This window comes from Salinisphaera sp. RV14 (genome assembly GCF_052044135.1).
In the GTDB taxonomy this organism is placed as follows: domain Bacteria; phylum Pseudomonadota; class Gammaproteobacteria; order Nevskiales; family Salinisphaeraceae; genus Salinisphaera.
This window is the reverse complement of the sequence record NZ_JBQDYF010000033.1, coordinates 1-18,082: the sequence shown is the minus strand read 5'-3', so window position 1 is coordinate 18,082 and position 18,082 is coordinate 1. Positions and strand designations below refer to the sequence as shown.

Annotated in this window: 17 protein-coding genes; 6 read left to right on the top strand and 11 right to left on the bottom strand. The window is 66.1% G+C overall.

The window, feature by feature from the left end; translation table 11 throughout:
* Positions 1-421: 421 nt before the first annotated feature.
* The 6 genes from ACS8Y6_RS18015 to ACS8Y6_RS17990 all read right to left on the bottom strand — a co-directional run bounded on the left by ACS8Y6_RS18015 (position 422) and on the right by ACS8Y6_RS17990 (position 8,156).
* Positions 422-1,885, bottom strand: a complete 1,464-nt coding sequence (locus ACS8Y6_RS18015) for a hypothetical protein (protein ID WP_440856208.1) — start codon at positions 1,883-1,885, stop codon at positions 422-424.
* Entirely contained in the window at positions 1,882-2,619 is a 738-nt protein-coding gene (locus tag ACS8Y6_RS18010) for an SDR family oxidoreductase (RefSeq protein WP_440848813.1), read from the bottom strand. The genes ACS8Y6_RS18015 and ACS8Y6_RS18010 overlap by 4 nt, the downstream gene beginning before the upstream one ends.
* Positions 2,616-3,941, bottom strand: coding sequence for an FAD-binding oxidoreductase (locus tag ACS8Y6_RS18005; RefSeq protein WP_440856207.1), 1,326 nt, complete (start codon positions 3,939-3,941; stop codon positions 2,616-2,618). The genes ACS8Y6_RS18010 and ACS8Y6_RS18005 overlap by 4 nt, the downstream gene beginning before the upstream one ends.
* Positions 3,938-5,365 carry a UbiA family prenyltransferase gene (locus ACS8Y6_RS18000; protein ID WP_440848815.1) on the bottom strand — a complete coding sequence of 476 codons (1,428 nt, stop codon included), beginning with the start codon at positions 5,363-5,365 and terminating at the stop codon, positions 3,938-3,940. Before ACS8Y6_RS18000 ends, ACS8Y6_RS18005 begins: the two co-directional genes overlap by 4 nt.
* Positions 5,362-6,324 carry a lysylphosphatidylglycerol synthase transmembrane domain-containing protein gene (locus ACS8Y6_RS17995; RefSeq protein WP_440848816.1) on the bottom strand — a complete coding sequence of 321 codons (963 nt, stop codon included), beginning with the start codon at positions 6,322-6,324 and terminating at the stop codon, positions 5,362-5,364. Before ACS8Y6_RS17995 ends, ACS8Y6_RS18000 begins: the two co-directional genes overlap by 4 nt.
* Before the next feature lie 215 nt (positions 6,325-6,539).
* A complete protein-coding gene (locus tag ACS8Y6_RS17990) occupies positions 6,540-8,156 on the bottom strand; it encodes a long-chain fatty acid--CoA ligase (RefSeq protein WP_440856206.1) in 1,617 nt (538 codons plus the stop codon).
* A 29-nt stretch (positions 8,157-8,185) separates the two neighbouring features.
* Here ACS8Y6_RS17990 and ACS8Y6_RS17985 point away from each other — a divergent pair, with 29 nt between their 5' ends.
* Together ACS8Y6_RS17985 and ACS8Y6_RS17980 are read left to right on the top strand one after the other, a co-directional pair.
* On the top strand, positions 8,186-8,716 hold the full coding sequence (locus tag ACS8Y6_RS17985) for a dehydratase (protein WP_440848818.1): 531 nt from the start codon (positions 8,186-8,188) through the stop codon (positions 8,714-8,716).
* The gene (locus tag ACS8Y6_RS17980; RefSeq protein WP_440848819.1) at positions 8,713-9,153 is read left to right on the top strand and encodes a MaoC/PaaZ C-terminal domain-containing protein; all 441 of its coding nucleotides are present in this window, start codon (positions 8,713-8,715) and stop codon (positions 9,151-9,153) included. The genes ACS8Y6_RS17985 and ACS8Y6_RS17980 overlap by 4 nt, the downstream gene beginning before the upstream one ends.
* Positions 9,154-9,158: 5 nt before the next feature.
* Here ACS8Y6_RS17980 and zapE read toward each other — a convergent pair whose 3' ends face one another.
* The gene (gene zapE / locus ACS8Y6_RS17975; protein ID WP_440848820.1) at positions 9,159-10,256 is read right to left on the bottom strand and encodes a cell division protein ZapE; all 1,098 of its coding nucleotides are present in this window, start codon (positions 10,254-10,256) and stop codon (positions 9,159-9,161) included.
* Between the two features lie 48 nt (positions 10,257-10,304).
* Here zapE and xerD point away from each other — a divergent pair, with 48 nt between their 5' ends.
* Positions 10,305-11,216, top strand: a complete 912-nt coding sequence (gene xerD, locus ACS8Y6_RS17970) for a site-specific tyrosine recombinase XerD (protein ID WP_440848821.1) — start codon at positions 10,305-10,307, stop codon at positions 11,214-11,216.
* Between the two features lie 7 nt (positions 11,217-11,223).
* On the top strand, positions 11,224-11,739 hold the full coding sequence (locus tag ACS8Y6_RS17965) for a class IV adenylate cyclase (RefSeq protein WP_440848822.1): 516 nt from the start codon (positions 11,224-11,226) through the stop codon (positions 11,737-11,739).
* A 19-nt stretch (positions 11,740-11,758) separates the two neighbouring features.
* On the opposite strand, the gene fdxA is transcribed toward ACS8Y6_RS17965, so the two are convergent.
* Both fdxA and ACS8Y6_RS17955 read right to left on the bottom strand, forming a co-directional pair.
* Positions 11,759-12,082, bottom strand: coding sequence for a ferredoxin FdxA (gene fdxA, locus ACS8Y6_RS17960; protein WP_037337034.1), 324 nt, complete (start codon positions 12,080-12,082; stop codon positions 11,759-11,761).
* Positions 12,083-12,325: 243 nt separating this feature from the next.
* On the bottom strand, positions 12,326-12,898 hold the full coding sequence (locus ACS8Y6_RS17955) for an NUDIX hydrolase (RefSeq protein ID WP_440850313.1): 573 nt from the start codon (positions 12,896-12,898) through the stop codon (positions 12,326-12,328).
* Between the two features lie 169 nt (positions 12,899-13,067).
* Here ACS8Y6_RS17955 and ppc point away from each other — a divergent pair, with 169 nt between their 5' ends.
* Together ppc and ACS8Y6_RS17945 are read left to right on the top strand one after the other, a co-directional pair.
* Positions 13,068-15,866: a phosphoenolpyruvate carboxylase gene (gene ppc / locus ACS8Y6_RS17950; RefSeq protein WP_440850253.1), complete on the top strand. Its 2,799-nt coding sequence runs from the start codon at positions 13,068-13,070 to the stop codon at positions 15,864-15,866.
* Between the two features lie 103 nt (positions 15,867-15,969).
* Positions 15,970-16,875: a hypothetical protein gene (locus ACS8Y6_RS17945; RefSeq protein ID WP_440850254.1), complete on the top strand. Its 906-nt coding sequence runs from the start codon at positions 15,970-15,972 to the stop codon at positions 16,873-16,875.
* 61 nt (positions 16,876-16,936) lie between these two features.
* Here the strand turns inward: ACS8Y6_RS17945 and ACS8Y6_RS17940 are convergent, their stop codons facing one another.
* Together ACS8Y6_RS17940 and ACS8Y6_RS17935 are read right to left on the bottom strand one after the other, a co-directional pair.
* Positions 16,937-17,137: a SlyX family protein gene (locus tag ACS8Y6_RS17940; protein WP_440850255.1), complete on the bottom strand. Its 201-nt coding sequence runs from the start codon at positions 17,135-17,137 to the stop codon at positions 16,937-16,939.
* The gene (locus ACS8Y6_RS17935; RefSeq protein WP_440850256.1) at positions 17,134-17,562 is read right to left on the bottom strand and encodes an HIT domain-containing protein; all 429 of its coding nucleotides are present in this window, start codon (positions 17,560-17,562) and stop codon (positions 17,134-17,136) included. Before ACS8Y6_RS17935 ends, ACS8Y6_RS17940 begins: the two co-directional genes overlap by 4 nt.
* Positions 17,563-18,082 lie beyond the last annotated feature (520 nt).

The window sequence follows — 18,082 nt, the reverse complement described above, 5'->3', positions numbered from 1 at the left end:
GAGATTGGCTTATCGGTTATGCCGCCGGAAGGATGGGGTTGGTGGAGCGCTTACCACGGAACGCAGCTATCGCTACCGATAAAAAGCCGCCCCCGAGTCCACTTTAAAAAATCTGCGCAATCTGTGTAATCTGCGGATAAAAGTTCAGTTTTCTGGGGCTGTCCGGAAGGCAGGTCTATCCACAGATTATGCAGATTGCACAGATTAAAAGACACCGCTCGGCGAGCTGTGAGCACCTGTTTAGCTCTGGACTCGATCACTGACAGATCGGTCTTCCGATCTGCGTGGATCTGTGTCGATCTGCGGAAAAAATGCCCCGGCGGTGGCACGGAAAACGGCTATTGCCACCAAAAAATCTGTCCTGGCGTGCGCTTTTGAAAATCTGCGTAATCTGTGAAATCTGTGGATAAAAAAGTCCAGTTTACGGGCGTCGCAACCAGGCCAGTGCACGCCGCGTGCCCGCGATGGCCAGTAGTATGATCAGCGGGTTGATGGCAAAGCGAAAGCGCTGGTTTTCGTCGATTTCGAACATGTTGCCGATGACGCTGACATACATGACGTTGAGCCAGATGAAGATCAGCGTGGCGTCCAGATTCGACACGCGGCGCCGCCAGGCGCAGCGGAGCAGCACGCCCAGGCCGAACAGCACGGCCGCGATGTAGACGATGGCGATGAAGACGCCGATGGTTGCCGGTTTGAGTTCGAACCGGGGGTTATCCGGATACACGGGCTGGCCGCCGATCACCTTGCCATACAGCCATGCCCAGGGCTGGATCGCCTCGCGATTGGCCTTGAGGAACGGGTAGTCGCTGGCCGGGCGCCAGAACATCAGCCAGGCCACGCCGATCGAGTGCAGATAGACGCCGGGATGGGTCCGGATCGCGACCAGCGCGTCGTGGCGCGCCATGCTGGATATGCGGGCGTACGGCAGATAATTGAAATTCACGTGCCCGGTCGTTTTGAGCCGGTGGTCGAGCACGGCGATGCCGGTATGCGGTCGCTTGACCACCGTGTCCTCGTAGGCCTGCGGAATATCGAAGGCCTTGTCGTCGAGCGCCAGCGGGGTCATGCGGCCGCTGGCCACGAGCCGTTCGCGTTCGCTGTGGTTCAGCTCCAGCGTGGTCAGCTTGGCCAGGCTCATGCCCAGCCAGTCCGAGGTCGAGAACTCGCCGATCACCGCCACGTTCTTGGCATAGAGCGCCAGGATAAGCACGAACGGCAGGGCGGCGGCGACCAGCACCGCGCGGCGATGGCCGGGCAACACCAGCGCGCTGTAACCGACCAGTACCGCGAACCATTCGATCTGGAACAGCGCGCGGGTATAGATCAGCACCGCCATGGCGCTGAACAGTGCGAACGCGTATCGGGGGCGGAAATCGCGCCGGCAGGCATCGAAAAGCCAGACGATGGCCACCAGCAGCAACAGCACGATCACCGTGTAGTAGGGCAGGCTCTCGTAGAGCATCAGTGCCGGCGAGCACATGAACAGGCCGGCGACCACGGCGGCACCGACCGGGCGCGTGCCGATCCGCCGAAGCAGTGCATACGTCAGCAGCACCGAGGCGCATGCCATGAGCGCGAAAATCACCCGGAACAGCGCGGCGGTGAGGAAGTCGCCGCCGCCCAGCGCGGCCGACAGCTTGAGCACCCCGCCGAGCAGCAGGTTGTACAGCGGCGGCTGCCCGGGCATGTAGCGCAGGCTGGTCAGCAGGTCGTGGCGCAGCAGCACCGGATCGAGAATCTGCCAGGAGGTCGCCAGCGGCGACAGATCGAAGCGTACGCCGGCGAGATAAGCCGCAATGCGTGAGACCAGATACAGCGCGACCAGCCCGCCCACGGCCCAGCGGTCGGCCGTGGCCCCGCGTGGACCGTGGTGCGTGTTCATAGCTGCGTGCGATGAAAGACGGCGCGCGGCACGATCTTGATGATCGTCATGATCAAACGCCAGAAACCCGGCGTATAGACCACCGCGCGTCGGTGGTCGATGGCCTTGACGATATCGCCGCCGACCTTGTCGGCGCTGGCGAACAGCGGGCCTTTCTCGAGGTCTGCCGTCATCGGGGTGTCGACCAGGCCGGGCCGGATCGTGAGCACGTCCACGCCGCGGCCGTGCAACCGATGGCGCAGGCCATCGAGGAATGCGTTCACGCCGGCCTTGGCGCTGCCGTAGACATAATTGCTGGCACGCCCGCGATCGCCGGCGACCGACGAAATCACCGCGATCAGGCCCGAGCCCTGTTGTTCGAGCCGATTGGCGACATCGGTGACCAGCGCGACCACGCTTACGGCGTTGGTATGCCAGGCGGCGACCGCGGCCGCCGGATCGGCCGCGCAGGCGGCCTGGTCGGGCAGGGTGCCGTAGGCGATGAAGACGGTGTCGAGCCCGCCGAGATCGGCGACCGCGGCGTCCAGCATGGCCCCGTGCGCGTTCAGGTCGTCGGCGTCCATGGCGTGGACAGTGGCGCGCGCGGCGCCGCGCACCGACAGATCGCGTGCGACCGGAGCGAGCTTGTCGCGGTTGCGGGCGACCAGGAACAGCGCATCGCCGCGTTCGGCGAAGCGGCGGGCGGCGGCTTCGGCGATTGCCGATGTCGCGCCCACGATGAGAATACGGTTCATGCGGTGTCTCCCGTCACACGAAGCCAGAAATCCGAGGAAAACTGCGGATCGACATAGCCGGCGAACTCGCGCCAGCGGGGGAAGTAGTGCTGGAAGGCCGTGGCCGACATGCGTGCATCCTTGGCCGGATAGACCGCGCCGCCGGCGGCCATCACGACATCGTCGAGCGAATCCAGCAGACGGCGCGTCGATTCGCCCCGGTTGGGGAAATCCAGCGCCAGCGTGGTACCGGGCCGGGGGAACGACAGCATCCCGGGCGAGGGCACGTCGCCGAAGACCTTGAGCACCGAGAGAAACGAGCCCTGGCCGGAGGCGCCGATGCGCGCCAGCAGTTCGCCGATCGAGGCCTCGGCATCGCCCGGCGGTACCACACACTGATATTGATAGAAACCGGCCGGCCCGTAGGCCCGGTTCCAGTTGCGGATGCCGTCCAGCGGGTAGAAATAGGGCTGGTAGTGCTGCGCGGCGCGAAAGCGCCGTTTTCGCTTGCGATGGAAATACAGCGTATTCAGCGGTGCGAGCGTGGCCCGGTTCATCAGCGAAAACGGCGGTGTCAGCGCGAAGTTCGGCCCGGGTTTCGGCCCGGCGGCATTGGGCTGGCCCATCGCCGGTCGATGATTGGCGCGCATGAACCAGCCGCGCCCGAGCTTGGCGCCGGTCGCGCTGCAATCGACCCAGGCGACCGTGTATTCGTAGTCGTCTTCCGATGCCGCGGAGAGCTCGAAGAAGGCGCGCAGGTTGTCGAAGCGATGGGTGTCGACGTCCATGAAGGCGCCGCCGACACGCCTGAGCTGCACACGCACGCGGGTGATCAGCCCGGTCAGGCCCAGCCCGCCGATGGTCGCCGCGAACCGGTCGGTGTTGTCGCTTCGGCTGCAGGTGCGGGGGGTGCCGTCACTGGCGGTGAGGTCGAAATCCAGCACATGCCGGCCGAAGGTGCCGGCCACATGATGATTCTTGCCGTGCACGTCATTGGCGATGGCCCCGGCGACCGTGACGTACTGGGTGCCGGGGGTGACCGGCACGAACCAGCCCTGCGGCAGGGCCAGGCGCAGGATGTCGGTCAGCAGCACGCCGGGCTCGCATTCCAGCACCCCGGTTTCGGCATCGAAGGCGATGAAATGATCCAGGCTTCGCGTATCGATCAGCGTGCCGTCGTTGTTGACCACCACGTCGCCGTAGCTGCGGCCGTTGCCGTAGGCCAGCAGCGGGCGGTCGTCGGCTGCCGGCAGCGGCGAACGACCGGCCACCGGACGCACGACGCGCGCCGGCGTACTGGCCGGGATATGCCCCCAGGATGGATGCGACCCCGCCCGGCTCATAGCGCGGCGGCGATCGCGATGGCCGCACCCAGCACGATGCAGATGCGACTGCCGGTATCACGGGCGGCGAACACGATCGGGTCGTCGGTCATTTCCCGGCGCAGGGTCTTGAGCCAGATCCGGCTGATCCAGTAAAGCACCACCGGGCACAACAGCCAGATCAATACCGGGTGCCGGTAGTGGCTGGTGACATCCGGGCTGTTGATATACAGCGCCAGCACCACGACGCTGGCATAGCCGGCGGCGGTACCGAGGCTGCGCAGGGCGTCAATGTCGGAGGCCGCATAGCCGCGCCCGCCGCCGCTGGTCTGGCCGGCCTGGACCAGGATCAGTTCGGCGCAGCGCTTGGCCATGGCCAGGCTGAGGAACAACGACATCGACAGCGCCAGCAGCCAGAATGACAGCGGAATGCCGGTGGCCGCGCCGCCGGCGATCACCCGCAATGTGTACAGCGCTGCCAGCGTCAGCACGTCGACCAGGGCCATGCGTTTCAGGCCCATGGAATAGGCCAGGGTCAGAATGTAATACAGCGCCAGCACGGCACCGAAGATCGGCGGCAGGAATGCCGCGGTCACGGCCGCGATCAACAACAGCACGGGAATCGCCATCACGCCTTGGGCGACCGGCAGCGTGCCGCTGGCGAACGGGCGATGCCGTTTGTTGGGGTGCCGGCGATCGTCGCCCAGGTCGACCAGGTCGTTGAGCAGGTAGACGCTGGAGGCCAGGGCGCCGTAGGCAATGAAGGCGAGCACGGCGGCAAACAGCGTGTTGCCGTCGAGCAGCTCATGGCTGGCGAGCAACGGCACGAAGATCAGCATGTTCTTCGACCACTGGTACAGGCGCATCGCCTTGATCCAGGTGCGAACCCCGCTCGGCTCGCGCTCGATGCGCCGGCTGACGCGGGTCTCGCGCGTGGCCCAGCGGTCGGTGGACGGCTTGGCACCGACCAGAATCGTCTCGCGCGCGGCCGCCCAGATCGCACGATCGTCGTCGTGGTCGGCGGCGTAGTCGAAGGGTGCGTCGCCCAGCAGTTCGCGGATCGCCGCCAGCTTGTCCTCGCCCGAGAGGTTGGTATGGGCATCGCTGGCGAGTACGTCGTCGAACAGCTCGAGATGGGCGGCGACCTGATGGGCATAACGCTGATTTGCCGCGGTCGCCAGCACGATGCGCCGCCCGTGCTGTTTCTCGGCGGTGAGGAAATCCACCAGCTCACGGTTGTAGGGCAGGTGGGCGACATCGAGGGCCACGCGGGTGGCGATCTCATGCTTGAGCGTAGCCTTGCCGCGCCTGAGCCATCCGGGCAGGCAGAGCAGCTTGTGCGGGCGCTCGCGGGCCAGCATGAATGCCGATTCGATCAACAGATCGGTGTGGACCAGCGTGCCGTCGAGATCGACGACCAGAGCGGCGGCGCGGGCCTGGCTCATGACGTTTCTTCCTGTCCGGTGGATACGGGATGACGGCGATGATCGAACTCGAGCAGCGCCAGGCAGAGCAGCCCCAGGACCACCGCGAACCAGAGGGTGGCGATGCGCGCGATCAGGGTCACGCTGAGCGCGGTACCGGCTGCCACGCCCGAGAGTTTCAGCAACAGCGCCATGGCGGCTTCGGTGCTGCCGAGCCCGCCCGGGATGAACGACAGTGCACCGATCAGCATGCTGATGGCATAAATACCGATCGCCAGGGGGAGGGCGACCGCCAGCCCGAGCCTGCCGGCGATCAGATATACCGAAACCCCTTCGGCCGCCCAGGCCAGGCAGCCGAGTAGCAGGCCGCCGAGCAGCGGTTTCCAGGACAGCAACACGAAGGCGCGCTCCCAGGCGTGCACGAATACATGCAGCACATGGCCCACGAATGTCTGCGGATCGGCGACGCGGTGTTGGGCGGCCTTGAGCAGGGGCCGGCGATGCATGGTCCAGAGCACGATGGCGATCACCGCCAGCGGTGCGAGCACCCAGTAGACATAGCCGGTGAACGACACGATCGCCAACAGCGACAGCAGCAGAATCGACAACAGATCGAGCAGCCGTTCGGCGAACATGGCGGCGACGGTATGCGCATAGGGCACCCGCCGGCGTGCCAGATACACCGCCCGCACGCCCTCGCCGGCCTTGCCGGGCGTGGTCGTGAGCGCGAAGCCCGAGATATAGATCAGCAGGTGGCGGCCGATCGGCAGCGCATGGCCGAGCCAGCGCAGGTAGCCGTGCCAACGGGCGAAGCGCAGGCTGTAATTGAACAGCGACAGGCACAGAATGCTGATCCAGCCCAGCCAGTCGAGCCGCTGCATGGCTGCCCACGTCCGCTGGCCGTCGATCCCGGCGATAAGGGTGAAGTAGAGCAGCGCCGCGATCAGCAGCGAGACGAGAACCGTGGTCAGGCGCGGCAAGACATCACTCTCGGTGGAAATGAATAGTCGCCGGGCGGCCCTGGACGCACCCTGCGCGCTCGGCGTATCGCAATCGAAGAGGCCGCGCGCCCGGCGAATTTCTCGTTCATCGGTTGCGCAGCGGCAAGCAATGCAACACGACCTCTAGATTGAGCGCGCGTGCCTGTCTGGCAAGTGAATACACCCGGCCGGGCGGGTGGTCCGGCCCCGGTGTGTCAGCCGGGCTTGTCGTGACCGAGCTGAGCGCGCAGGTCGCGTTTGCTGAACTTGCCGGTGGCCGTGCGCGGGATGGCATCCACGATCACGAAATCCTCCGGCACCATCCATTTCGGCATGCGCTCCAGCAGAAAGTCCCGCAGCGCCTCGGGCGCGAGATCGGCGCCTTGCCGCGGCACCACGGCCGCCAGCGGTCGCTCGCCCCAGCGTTCGTCGGCACGGGCGATCACGGCCGCCTCGGCGACATCCGGGTGGCCCATGATTTCGTTTTCCAGATGTACCGATGAAATCCACTCGCCGCCGGACTTGATCACATCCTTGGTGCGATCGGTGATGTCGATATAGCCGTGGGCGTCGATGGTGGCGATATCGCCGGTCCGCAGCCAGCCGTCGGCGGTGAATTTCTCCTCGCTGTTGTCGAGCCGGTAGTAGCCGCCCGCGATCCAGGGGCCGCGGATCTGCAGCTCGCCCATCGATTCGCCGTCGCGCGGCGCGACATGCCCGTCGGCATCCACGATCCGGATATTGATCAGCGGTACCGTGGTGCCGACCGTGGCGCGCTTGGCGTACTGCGTGTCTTCGTCCATGGCCCGGATCGCCGGTTTGACCCGGCCGGTCGTGCCGAGCGGCGAGGTTTCGGTCATGCCCCAGGCCTGGATCACGGTCAGGCCATGGTCGTCGAAGCGCCGCAACATGGACTCGGGCGCCGCCGAGCCGCCGACGATCATCTCCAGGTCCGCGCGCAGCGGCCAGCGCTCGGGCTCGGCGTCCAGTGCGTTGAGGATCGTCATCCAGATGGTCGGCACGCCCGCCGAGACATTCACGTCCTCGGCGACGTACAGATCGAGCAGGCTCTGGGCATCCAGATGCGGCCCGGGAAAGACCTGTTTCGCGCCCACCATGGTCGCGATGTAGGGCAGCCCCCAGGCGTTGACATGAAACATCGGCACCACCGGCAGAACGCTGTCGTTGTACGACAGGTCGAGATTGTCGGGCAGCGCACCGGTCAGCGCGTGCAGCACGGTCGAGCGATGGGAATAGGTCACGCCCTTCGGCCGCCCCGTGGTGCCGGAGGTGTAGCACATGCCGCAGGCGTCGTATTCGCTTTTCTCGGGGTAGACGAAGTCGTCCGGGGCCTGGGCGAGGAAAGTTTCGTAGTCGACCAGCGCGTCGGGGACCGGATCGCCGGTCAGCGGCACCACGATCACTTGCGCAATGTCGATGGCGTCGGCGAACTGGCGGTACAGCGGCAGCAGCACATCGTCGACGATCAAAATCCGGTCTTCGGCATGGTTGATGATCCACGCGATATCGTCCGGCGCGAGCCGGATGTTCACCATATGGCAGACGCCGCCCATGGCCGGGATGCCGAAATAGGCCTCGAGGTGGCCATAGTGGTTCCACGACAGCGTGGCCACGCGATCGCCGGCTTCGATGCCGGCCTGCACCAGCGCCGCGGCCAGGCGCTTGGCACGGGCGACCATGTCGGCATAGGTGTAACGGTGCAGCGTCTTGTCGGGGCGCTGGCTGACGATCTCCACATCGCCGAATTCGGTCGCGGCGCGTTCCAGCAGATCGTCCAGTAGCAGCGGGCGGTCCATCATGGTCGACAACACGGGCAGGGCTCCTGGGTACGAACAAAACGATGGCAGCCAGCGTGGCGCGCGCCGCGGCCGGGCGTCTACGCGTCTTTCGGCGCATGTCGATGCGTTCGTGGCATGCTCGGCGGGCCGGTATTCGTTGTGAGGGAGAGATGCGCTACTGGGAGGATCTGGCGGTGGGCGAGACGCATCGCTACGGCCGGTACACGTTGACGGGCGAAGAGATCGCCCAGTTCACGGCGCGATTCGCCCCGCCAGCCGTGGTGGGCGCGAATGCCGATGCGGCCCCGGGCTACCTGCTGTGCTGTATCGGCATGCGCTTGCTGGTGGATCATTCACTCGTGGGGATGGCCTCGCTCGGCTCGCCCGGCGTGGATCGGATCGACTGGCCGAACCCGGCCTATGCGGGCGACGTGCTTTCGCTGTCTACCGAGTTGTTGTCCGCGCGGGTGCTCAACAGCCGGCCGGAGATGGGGCTGATCATGCAATTCATGGCCGTCGAGAACCCGCATGGCGTGCCCGTCGCGCGCATGTGGACAAACGCACTGGTCGCTCGTCGCGGCGCACCGTCATGATCGGCTTCGACGATCTCGAGCCCGGCCGCACCTTCACGCTCGGCCCGACCGGCGCGAGCCGCGACGACGTGCTCGCGTTCGCGCGGGCTTATGACCCGCAACCCTTTCATCTGAGCGACGAGGCCGCCAGCCGGACCTACTTCAAGCGGCTGTCGGCCTCGGGCTGGCATACCGGCGCGCTCATGCTGGCGCTGGTCACGGCCAACCCGGACTGGCCGCTGGCGTGTCGCGGCTGCCAGGAGATCCGCGATCTGCGCTGGCGGGCGCCGGTCTATCCCGACGATCGGCTGTCGGCCGCGGTCACCGTCGTCGATCGCACGCTACCCGAAAGCGGCGGCCCGGGAGCGGTCACGCTGGAGCTGCAGCTGAGCAATCAGCACGCCGTCACCGTGGCCGGGATGACGGTCGTGCTCGCCCTGGCGCGCGGTATCGGCTAACGCGACTAACTGCGATGGGCCGCGCCGATGTATTCGGCGGTGCTCATTTCATGCAGACGGCTGGCGGTGCGTTCGAACTCGAAGGTGAGCTCCGAGCCGGCGTAGAGCGCATCGGGGCCGGCCTCGGCGGTGACGAAGACATTCACGCGCCGGTCGTAGAATTCATCGATGGCGTTGATGAAGCGGCGCGCCGCGTTGTCGTCGGCATCGCCGAATACGGGTACACCGGAGATCATGATCACGCTGAATTCGCGGGCCAGTTCGATGTAGTCGTTGGCCGAACGCGGGGTGCGGCAGAGGGTGTCGAAGTCGAACCAGGCGATGGCATCGGCGCGGCGCCGCGTCGCCAGCTTGCGCCCCAGAATCTTGACGTTGCCGCCCTCGCGCACCGGGCCGGTGGCCAGGCGTTCGAAGTAATGCGCCAGCACCGCGTCGGCCTCGTCGCCGGGCGGGATCTGGTAGGTCGCCGATTCCTCGATATGATCGAGCCGGAAATCGGTGCCGTCGGCCAGATGCATGATCCGGCAGTTGTCCTTGAGTCGTTCGATGGCCGGCAGGAAGCGGTCGCGCTTGAGCCCACCCTTGTAGAGATCGTCGGGGGCGACGTTGGAGGTGGCCACCAGGGTGACATTGCGGGCGAACAGCTCCTCGGTGAGCCGCGACAGGATCATGGCGTCGGCGATATCGGAGACGAAGAACTCGTCGAAGCACAGCACGCGATCCGCTGCCCAGTCGGCGGCGATCTTCTTCAACGGGTCGCTCTGGTGGGCGTAGCGCTTGCGCGCGTCGTGCACCTTCTGCATGAAGCGATGGAAGTGCAGGCGGGTCTTCTGCTCGAACGGCAGGGCATCGAAGAAGCAATCCATGAGATAGGTCTTGCCGCGGCCCACGCCGCCCCACAGATAAAGCCCGTCGACCTGCGGGCGCTCCTTCTTGCGGCCGAACAGGCCGCGGCTGACGGTCGGGTTTTCCCGCAGTCGTTCGTAGATCGACTGCAGTGCATCAACGGCTTTCTCCTGGGCGGGATCGCGAACGAATTCGGGGTCCTGCAGATCGGTTTCGTAGCGCTGGCGAGGGCTGGGTGCGCGTACGGTATCGTCCATCGGGCAACGGGGCTGGCTAAATCAATCGCCGGATTATACGCTCGCGCCATGGCTGCCATCGACGCCGTGGACGCGACAACCGCCGATATCATCGAACGTTTTCTCGACGGCCTGTGGGCCGAACGCGGCCTGGCCGACGCCACGCTTGCCGCCTATCGCAACGATCTCGCCCACTTCGGTCAATGGCAGGCCGGCCGCGGCGGACTGCTGGCCGCTGGCGCGAACGATATCCGGGCCTATCTCGCCGCGCGCAATACGCCGGATTCGAGTCCGCGCAGCGCGGCGCGTCTGTTGTCCAGCCTGCGCCAGTTCTATCGCTACCAGCTGCGGGCCGGGGCGATCCAGCGCGACCCGACCGCGTTGATCGACATGCCGGTTCAGGGCCGGCGCCTGCCGAAGACGCTCACCGAGCGCGATGTCGAGGCCCTGATCCGTGCGCCCGACACCGATACCGACCTGGGCCTGCGCGACCGGGCCATGCTGGAACTGATGTACGCGGCCGGCCTGCGCGTATCCGAGCTGGTCTCGGCCACGCGCGCCCAGGTCAACACGCGCCAGGGCGTGATCCGTGTCACCGGCAAGGGCGGGCGCGAGCGCCTCGTGCCGCTGGGCGGCGCCGCGGTGGACTGGATCGAGCGTTATCTGGCGCGTGCGCGCGCGGCGCTTCTGGGCGCGGCCGTCTCCGATGCGCTGTTCGTGACCGCGCGTGGCGGCGGCATGACACGACAGAACGTCTGGCATCGCATCCGCGCGCATGCGGGTGCCGCCGGTATTGCGGCGCAGGTCTCGCCGCACGGTCTGCGCCATGCCTTCGCCACCCATCTGCTCAACCACGGCGCGGACCTGCGCGCGGTGCAGATGCTGCTCGGCCACGCCGATCTGTCGACCACGCAGATCTATACCCACGTCGCGCGGGCACGACTCAAGGCACTGCACGCCGATCATCATCCACGCGGCTGACGGCGATATGGCGAGAAACATCGAAATCAAGGCCGTATGCCGCGACCGCGCCGTCATGCGGCAACGCATCGAGGCGCTGGCGGGCGCACCGGCGGCCGAGCTGGATCAGGACGACAGCTTCTTCACCTGCGCGACCGGCCGGCTCAAGCTGCGCGATTTCGGCAACGGTCAGGCGGAGTTGATCGCCTACGAGCGTCCGGATAGCGCCGGGCCGAGCCTGTCTTCATACACCCGCACGGAAACAGACGATCCCGACGGGTTGCGTGCCACGCTCACACACGCGCTCGGCTGCTGGGCGCGCGTGATCAAGACAAGGCAACTCTATATGACCGGGCGCACGCGTATTCATCTCGACCGGGTCGAAGGGCTCGGCGATTTCGTGGAGTTCGAAGTCGTGCTGGCAGCGCAGGAACAGCCCGCCGACGGCCGGCGCGAGGCCGAGCGGCTGATGGCCGAGCTCGGCATCGAAGCCGCCGATCTGTGTGCGATCGCCTACGCGGACATGCTGACGACACCGAACTGAGCGCGCCGGTCCGCGCGGCTCAACGCTCGAGCAGTTCCCGCTTGTTCGGCTTGTCGGCCCATTCGTCGGCGTCTTCCGGCGGTTTCTTGACCTCGGTGATCACCGGCCATTCGGCCGCGAGCTCGGCGTTGAGTTGCAGGAAGTCGGCCTGGTCCTCGGGCAGATCGTCCTCGGAGACGATTGCCTCGACCGGGCACTCCGGCTCGCAGAGCGTGCAGTCGATGCACTCCTCGGGGTCGATGGCCAGGAAATTCGGGCCTTCATGAAAACAATCGACCGGGCAGACTTCCACGCAGTCGGTGTATTTGCACTTGATGCAGTTTTCGGTGACAACGAAGGTCATGGTCAGCCTCGTCGCTTGTAGCTGTCGGAAAGAGCGGGAAGGCGCGGAGTTTACCAGTTGCCCGCACCGCGGGAATCATTTTCGGGCCGCAACCCGGCGCGTCGGCGGCCGTTTTTCATCGGCCCGCATGGTAACGAGCCCGTGGCGCGGGCCGCCGCGCGGCGCGTTGGCGCCGGCCCCGCGACCGCGTCGATCGTTGCGGACGGCCGCCCGTGCGGGCGGGTCGTAAACGGCCCCAAGACCCTAATCGCGCGGTTCCCGGTCCAGCGCCATTGCGCGCCAGTCCGTGGCTCCCAGCGATTCGACGTGGATGCGGAACTCGCCGGCCCTGCGATCCGCGAAGTATCGCTGGAGCGTGCGATGGATGGTCGGGAATGCCAGCTGCGGCCAATCGATTTCGTCCTCGGCGAGAAAGCGCACCTCGGCGCTTTCCGGGCCGGGCGCGTAGTCGTCGCCGATCATATCCGCGATGAAGAATATGTGGATCTGGCCGATGTGGGTGACATCGATCAGATTGAACAGGCGCGGCTGACCGACCTGAACGCCGGCTTCCTCGAGGGTTTCGCGCGCGGCGCCGCCGGCGCTGGTTTCGCCGAGTTCGAGAAAGCCGGCCGGCAGCGTCCAGAAATGCAGCCGCGGCTCGATCGCCCGCCGGCACATCAGGATGCGCCCGTCGCGTTCGACGATGGTGCCCACCACGTTGCGCGGGTTGTCGTAGAAGATCTCCCCGGTCGCGGTACAGATGTTGCGCTTGCGGTCGTCGCCCTCGGGTACACGAAAGACCGTCGGGGCGCCGCAGTTCGGGCAGAAATTCATGGGCTCGGGCATGGCGGGCATCGGGTTCGGGCCGTGAGTCGGTCATCGCCGGTCGCGTCCGGCGCATTCATGCTACATCAGTGTCCGGCGCCGGGTGTCCTGCGGGCAAGCCGCGCCAACGCTGATATGCTCCGGTGACAGGCAAAACGAAGACAGGTCAGCCAGACGCATGAATCCATCGATCAACGAAAAGCATCCCGCCGCCGGCGACGCCGATCTCGCCGAGGCCGATCGCGAACTGCGCGCCCAGGTCCGCCGGGCCGGCTCGCTGCTGGGCGACGTGCTCCAGTCGCAGGCGCGTTCCGAGGTCTTCGACACGGTCGAAACGCTGCGCCGGGGATTCATCGCCCTGCGCGAGACCGAGGACGCCGAACAGCGGGCCCGGCTGATGTTGACGATCGATTCGCTGCCGGCCGAGACCATGACCGAGGTCACGCGCGCATTCGCGATCTATTTCAATCTGGCCAACCTGCTGGAAGAACTGCACGCGCATCGCACGCGCCGCCGCCTGGCCGCGGGCGGCGATCCGCGCTGGCTCGGTTCGTTCAATCGCACCCTTGCCGACATGGCCGGCCACGGCGTGACGCTGGACGACGCCATGGCGCAGCTGTCGAATCTGTCGTTCATCCCCGTGTTTACCGCCCATCCGACCGAGGCCAAGCCGCGCGCGGTGCTGGACGCGCTGCGGCGCATCTTCGAGTGGTTTCAGCAACTGACTTTCGGCAATCCCGACGAGCTCGAGCGCGCCGAAATCGAGGAGCACATCCGCCAGAACATCCAGGTGCTCTGGAAGACCGAGGAACTGCGCGGCTCGCGGCCCACGGTCGAGGACGAAATCCGCAACGGGCTGTACTACTTCCGGGCGTCGCTGTTTTCGAGCGTGCCGCAGATCTATCGCAACCTGGAAAAGGCGATCGAGAACAACTACGGCGAGCGCGTCGATGCCCCGGCCGTGTTGGCGTTCGGTTCCTGGATCGGCGGCGACCGCGACGGCAACCCGTATGTCACCGCCCGCGAGACCCGCTATGCGCTGCGTCTGCAGTCGCGCGAGATCCTGTCGGAATATCTGCGCCGTATCGATGAGCTGTCGAGCCGGCTGGCCTTTTCGGCGCGCTGGTGTCGCCCGAGCGACGCATTCCTGGCCGGGCTGGAGGACGACGAACAACGCCTCGCCGCGCACACCGGAACGCGCCCGGAGCGCTACGCCGCGGAGCCGTATCGGCGCAAGCTCTATCTCATGCGCCGCCGGATCTCGGCGATGATCGACCAGATCCAGACCGAGCTGCGGCTGCGCGCCGAGCGCAGCGAGCGGCCGCCGCTGGCTTATGCCTCGGCGGCCGATCTGGTCGACGATATCCGCATCATGCGTGAATCGCTGATCGGCCACGGCGACGAGGCGATCGCCCACGATCGCATCAAGGATTGGCAGCGCCTGGTCGAGACCTTCGGTTTTCATCTCGCGCGTCTGGACCTGCGCGAGGAATCGACCCGGCACACGCAATGCGTACAGGAGCTGATGGCGGCGTTGAAGATCGAGGCGAACTACGCGTCGCTGGACGAGGCGGGCCGGGTCGCGATTCTCGACCGCGAACTGGCCCGTGACGATACGCCGGCGCTCGGCCGACTCGACATCTCCTCGGATGTCGAAGACACGCTGGAAAGCCTGGCCGTGGTGCGCGAGTTCACGCGTACCCTCGGCAACGCCGCTTTTGGCAGCTATGTGATTTCGATGACGCACAGTGCCTCGGATGTGCTGGCGCTGGTCTGGCTGATGCGGGTGACCGGCGTGTACGAGCCGGGCGGCGAGATCGCGCCGCCGCTGGCGATCGCGCCGTTGTTCGAAACCGTCGCCGATCTGGAACACATCGAGCCGGTGCTGGACAAGCTGCTGGAAAACAGCCACTACCGGGCCTTCGTCGAAGCCGGCGCGGACGACGGCATGCTGCGCCAGGAAGTCATGCTCGGCTACTCCGATTCCTGCAAGGACGGCGGCATCATGACCTCGCGCTGGCAGTTGTATCGCGCCCAGCAGGAGGCCGTGGCCCTGTGCGAGCGCCATGGCGTGGACTGCGTGCTGTTCCATGGTCGCGGCGGCACCGTCGGCCGCGGCGGCGGGCCGACCCATCAGGCGATCCTGTCGCAGCCGCCGGGCACCGTCCGCTCGAAGATCAAGTTCACCGAACAGGGCGAGATGATCTTCGCCAAGTACAGCAACCCGGAAACCGCGGTACACGAACTCACGCTCGGGGTGACCGGCACCCTCAAGGCCAGTGGCACCCGGGCTACCGATGCCGATTTCTCCGACAAGGCGGCGAAACTCTCGGACCGCGGCGAGCGTTTCTATCGCGACCTGACCGAGAATACCGAGGGGTTCTTCGATTATTTCCAGGCGGCCACGCCGACCGCCGAGATCGGCGCGCTGAACATCGGCTCGCGGCCCGGTTCGCGGCCGTCGAAGGCCAGGCTCGACAAGTCTTCGATCCGGGCGATTTCCTGGGTGTTCGCCTGGGCGCAGTCACGGCATACGCTGCCGGGCTGGCTGGGCCTGGGCACCGCACTCACCGAAGGCGGCGTCGACACTCCGGCGTTGCAGACGTTGTATCGGGAATGGCCGTATTTCCGCACCATCATCGACAACGTCCAGATGTCGCTGGCCAAGGCGGACATGACGATCGCCTCGGAATATGCCCAGCTGGCAACGGGGCAGGGGCATATCTTCGAAGCCATTCACGCCGAATACGAGCGCGCGGTTGCCGGCATTCTCGGCATCACCGGCGAGTCCAGTCTGCTGGACGATGATCCGGTGCTGCGTACGTCACTCGATCGGCGGCGGCCGTATCTGGACCCGCTCAACCACATCCAGATCGCGGCGCTCACGCGTTATCGCGAGGGGGGTGACCGGGTCTGGCTCGATCCGGTCCTGCGTTCGATCAATGCCATCGCCGCCGGCATGAGAAACACCGGTTGAGGCGGCGGCGACGCGTGCACCATGCCGCCCGGATGGCGCTCCTGGCCGGCGCATTGCTGCTTGTTGCCGCCGCCGCCGCCAGCGCCCGCTGTATCTCGATATCGTGGGCACCCGGGCCAGCCAGGCCGTGCTCGCCGATGACCTGATCGAGGCGATGGCCCGTGAGGTGTTGTCCCAGGCCGGTCAGGCGGTGATTACGGTCGGCGACGACAATCTGCCCGCCGGCGTGCGGGTGTTGCGGATCATGGTCCGGGTCGGCGAATCGCAGGATGCCACCGGCACGGTGATCGCGGCGGCCGCCAGTACGAGCCGTTGCGTACGCCGGCCGGTGCCGGCCGGTGCCGGCGGCGATACCGCGCCGCGCTCGCTGTATCAGGGCATGCAGCAGAACACGGCGACCGGTCCGAATGAAGACGAGGCGGAAGACGCGTTGCGGCCCCGCTTCAAGAGCGAGCTGCAGAAGCATATCCGCGCGGCGACCCGCCGTGTGGCGAGTCGGCCATGGCGATCGCGTCCGGTCGACGGGCGAAGCGCGCGCGCCCGTGGTCGAGCGCTCGACGTTCCCGCGGTCGCTGTTATCCTTTGTCCCATCAATCATAGCGACAGGATTTCAGAGATGGCCGACAACAACATGCCCGAGATCAAGATCGATGCGGATCACATGTACCGGGAAGAGTCGTTCTCCGATCTGAAGGTGGGCAGTATCCGCAAGCTGATTCCGGTGACCGCCAATGGCGAGGATGACGATTCGCGCGACGTGCGTTACGAGGGGTCGGCCAGCCTGATGACGCCGGCGGGCAGCCTGCCGTTGTCGTTCGAGCTGGAAGCCGACGACCTGGCGGGTGCGATCGAGCAGTTTCCCGCGGCGGTCAATGCCGAAGCCGAGCGGGCGATCGAGGAGCTCAAGGAAATGCAGCGGCAGCAGAGCCAGAAGATCCAGGTGCCCGGCCAGGGCGGCGGTCAGGGGGGCTTGGGCGGCGGTCAGGGCGGGGGGCGAATCCAGTTCTGATCGCCGTCACCTGTGCGCCGGCCCGCCCGGAACGGGTCGGCGCGCGGCGGCCGGTGCGTTGTCAGTAATGCGGCGGGGTTTCGTCGGTCGCGGCATCCGGCTCGCCTTCGGCCAGCCGTTGTACGCGTTGCTCGAGTTGCCGGCAACGCTCGGCCATGCGCGCGAGCTCGCGTGACTGGGCGAACAGCTGCCGGCTGAGTTGTTCGATCGCATCGTCTTGATAGGCGATCCGGACTTCGAGTTCGTCGTGCCGGGTGCTCATGCCTCGTCCGCCTCCGCGGGGACCAGCCGAAGATCGCGCGACAGCGCCGCGCGCAGCCCTGCAATGCGGGTTTCGTCGTAGCCGGGGTCGCCGGCCGGCAGCCGGCCCCAGACCGGCGCGGGCCAGCAGGCATCGTGACGGTGGCGCGCGATGATATGAATATGCATCTGGGTGACCTCATTGCCCAGCGTCGCCACGTTCATCTTGTCGGCGTTGAACCCGTCGGCGGCCCAGGCACACAATGCACGGATCTGGGCATTCACGCGCTCGCATTCCGCGTCGTCCAGTTCGTGCCAGTCCTGGGCATCGGTATCGGGCACCAGGATCAGCCAGCCCACCGCCGAATGACGATGCAGCAGTACGGTGGCGCGTTCCAGCGTGCCCAGTCGATGGCAGTCGGCGCGTAGGCGTGGGTCTATTTTCATCTGGGGTTTCCCGGGCGTGACGGGGCCGTGTTCGGCTGCGGCGGATTGAAGGGACATACGAGCAACCAATTGATTGGGGGAAAATGAGTCCGAGCATTCAGACAATGGATTCGCCCCGGGGTTTGAATGTATTGCCATGCCAATTCATCGCATGATTAAGGCTTTTCGGCGCATGGGGCGCCTTGATTGTGTGCAAAGTTCAGTAAAGGCTTGACGACACGATTGCTCACCCATCTGAAGCGGCAGTGCCTTGATCTGCCTCCTTGTTTACACTCATTCGCGTGCACTTGCGGAAAAATGGCCTGGCTCATTCAGCCGGCTGAGTGTCGTACATGATCGATTAGGGTGTTGCGGCCCAAGCTCGGTGAGCAGCAAGCGTGGAACCTGCAATCTAGCCGCGCCTGGGCACGGGGCTTTGCTCCTCACGATCCGACGACGGCCGCCGCCTCCACCAACGATGGAATCTCCTCGGGCGGACGGGCCGCGCTGAGCCAGAAGCCCTGTCCCCAGCGGCAGCCCA

Bases quoted from the DNA above. Each gene is read 5' to 3' on its own strand.
- ACS8Y6_RS18015 (WP_440856208.1), bottom strand. From the start codon at position 1,885: ATGAACACGCACCACGGTCCACGCGGGGCCACGGCCGACCGCTGGGCC.
- ppc (WP_440850253.1), top strand. From the start codon at position 13,068: ATGAATCCATCGATCAACGAAAAGCATCCCGCCGCCGGCGACGCCGAT.
- ACS8Y6_RS17980 (WP_440848819.1), top strand. From the start codon at position 8,713: ATGATCGGCTTCGACGATCTCGAGCCCGGCCGCACCTTCACGCTCGGC.
- ACS8Y6_RS17940 (WP_440850255.1), bottom strand. From the start codon at position 17,137: ATGAGCACCCGGCACGACGAACTCGAAGTCCGGATCGCCTATCAAGAC.
- ACS8Y6_RS17965 (WP_440848822.1), top strand. From the start codon at position 11,224: ATGGCGAGAAACATCGAAATCAAGGCCGTATGCCGCGACCGCGCCGTC.
- fdxA (WP_037337034.1), bottom strand. From the start codon at position 12,082: ATGACCTTCGTTGTCACCGAAAACTGCATCAAGTGCAAATACACCGAC.
- ACS8Y6_RS17935 (WP_440850256.1), bottom strand. From the start codon at position 17,562: ATGAAAATAGACCCACGCCTACGCGCCGACTGCCATCGACTGGGCACG.
- zapE (WP_440848820.1), bottom strand. From the start codon at position 10,256: ATGGACGATACCGTACGCGCACCCAGCCCTCGCCAGCGCTACGAAACC.
- ACS8Y6_RS17985 (WP_440848818.1), top strand. From the start codon at position 8,186: ATGGCAGCCAGCGTGGCGCGCGCCGCGGCCGGGCGTCTACGCGTCTTT.
- ACS8Y6_RS18010 (WP_440848813.1), bottom strand. From the start codon at position 2,619: ATGAACCGTATTCTCATCGTGGGCGCGACATCGGCAATCGCCGAAGCC.
- ACS8Y6_RS18005 (WP_440856207.1), bottom strand. From the start codon at position 3,941: ATGAGCCGGGCGGGGTCGCATCCATCCTGGGGGCATATCCCGGCCAGT.
- ACS8Y6_RS17955 (WP_440850313.1), bottom strand. From the start codon at position 12,898: ATGAATTTCTGCCCGAACTGCGGCGCCCCGACGGTCTTTCGTGTACCC.
- xerD (WP_440848821.1), top strand. From the start codon at position 10,305: ATGGCTGCCATCGACGCCGTGGACGCGACAACCGCCGATATCATCGAA.
- ACS8Y6_RS18000 (WP_440848815.1), bottom strand. From the start codon at position 5,365: ATGAGCCAGGCCCGCGCCGCCGCTCTGGTCGTCGATCTCGACGGCACG.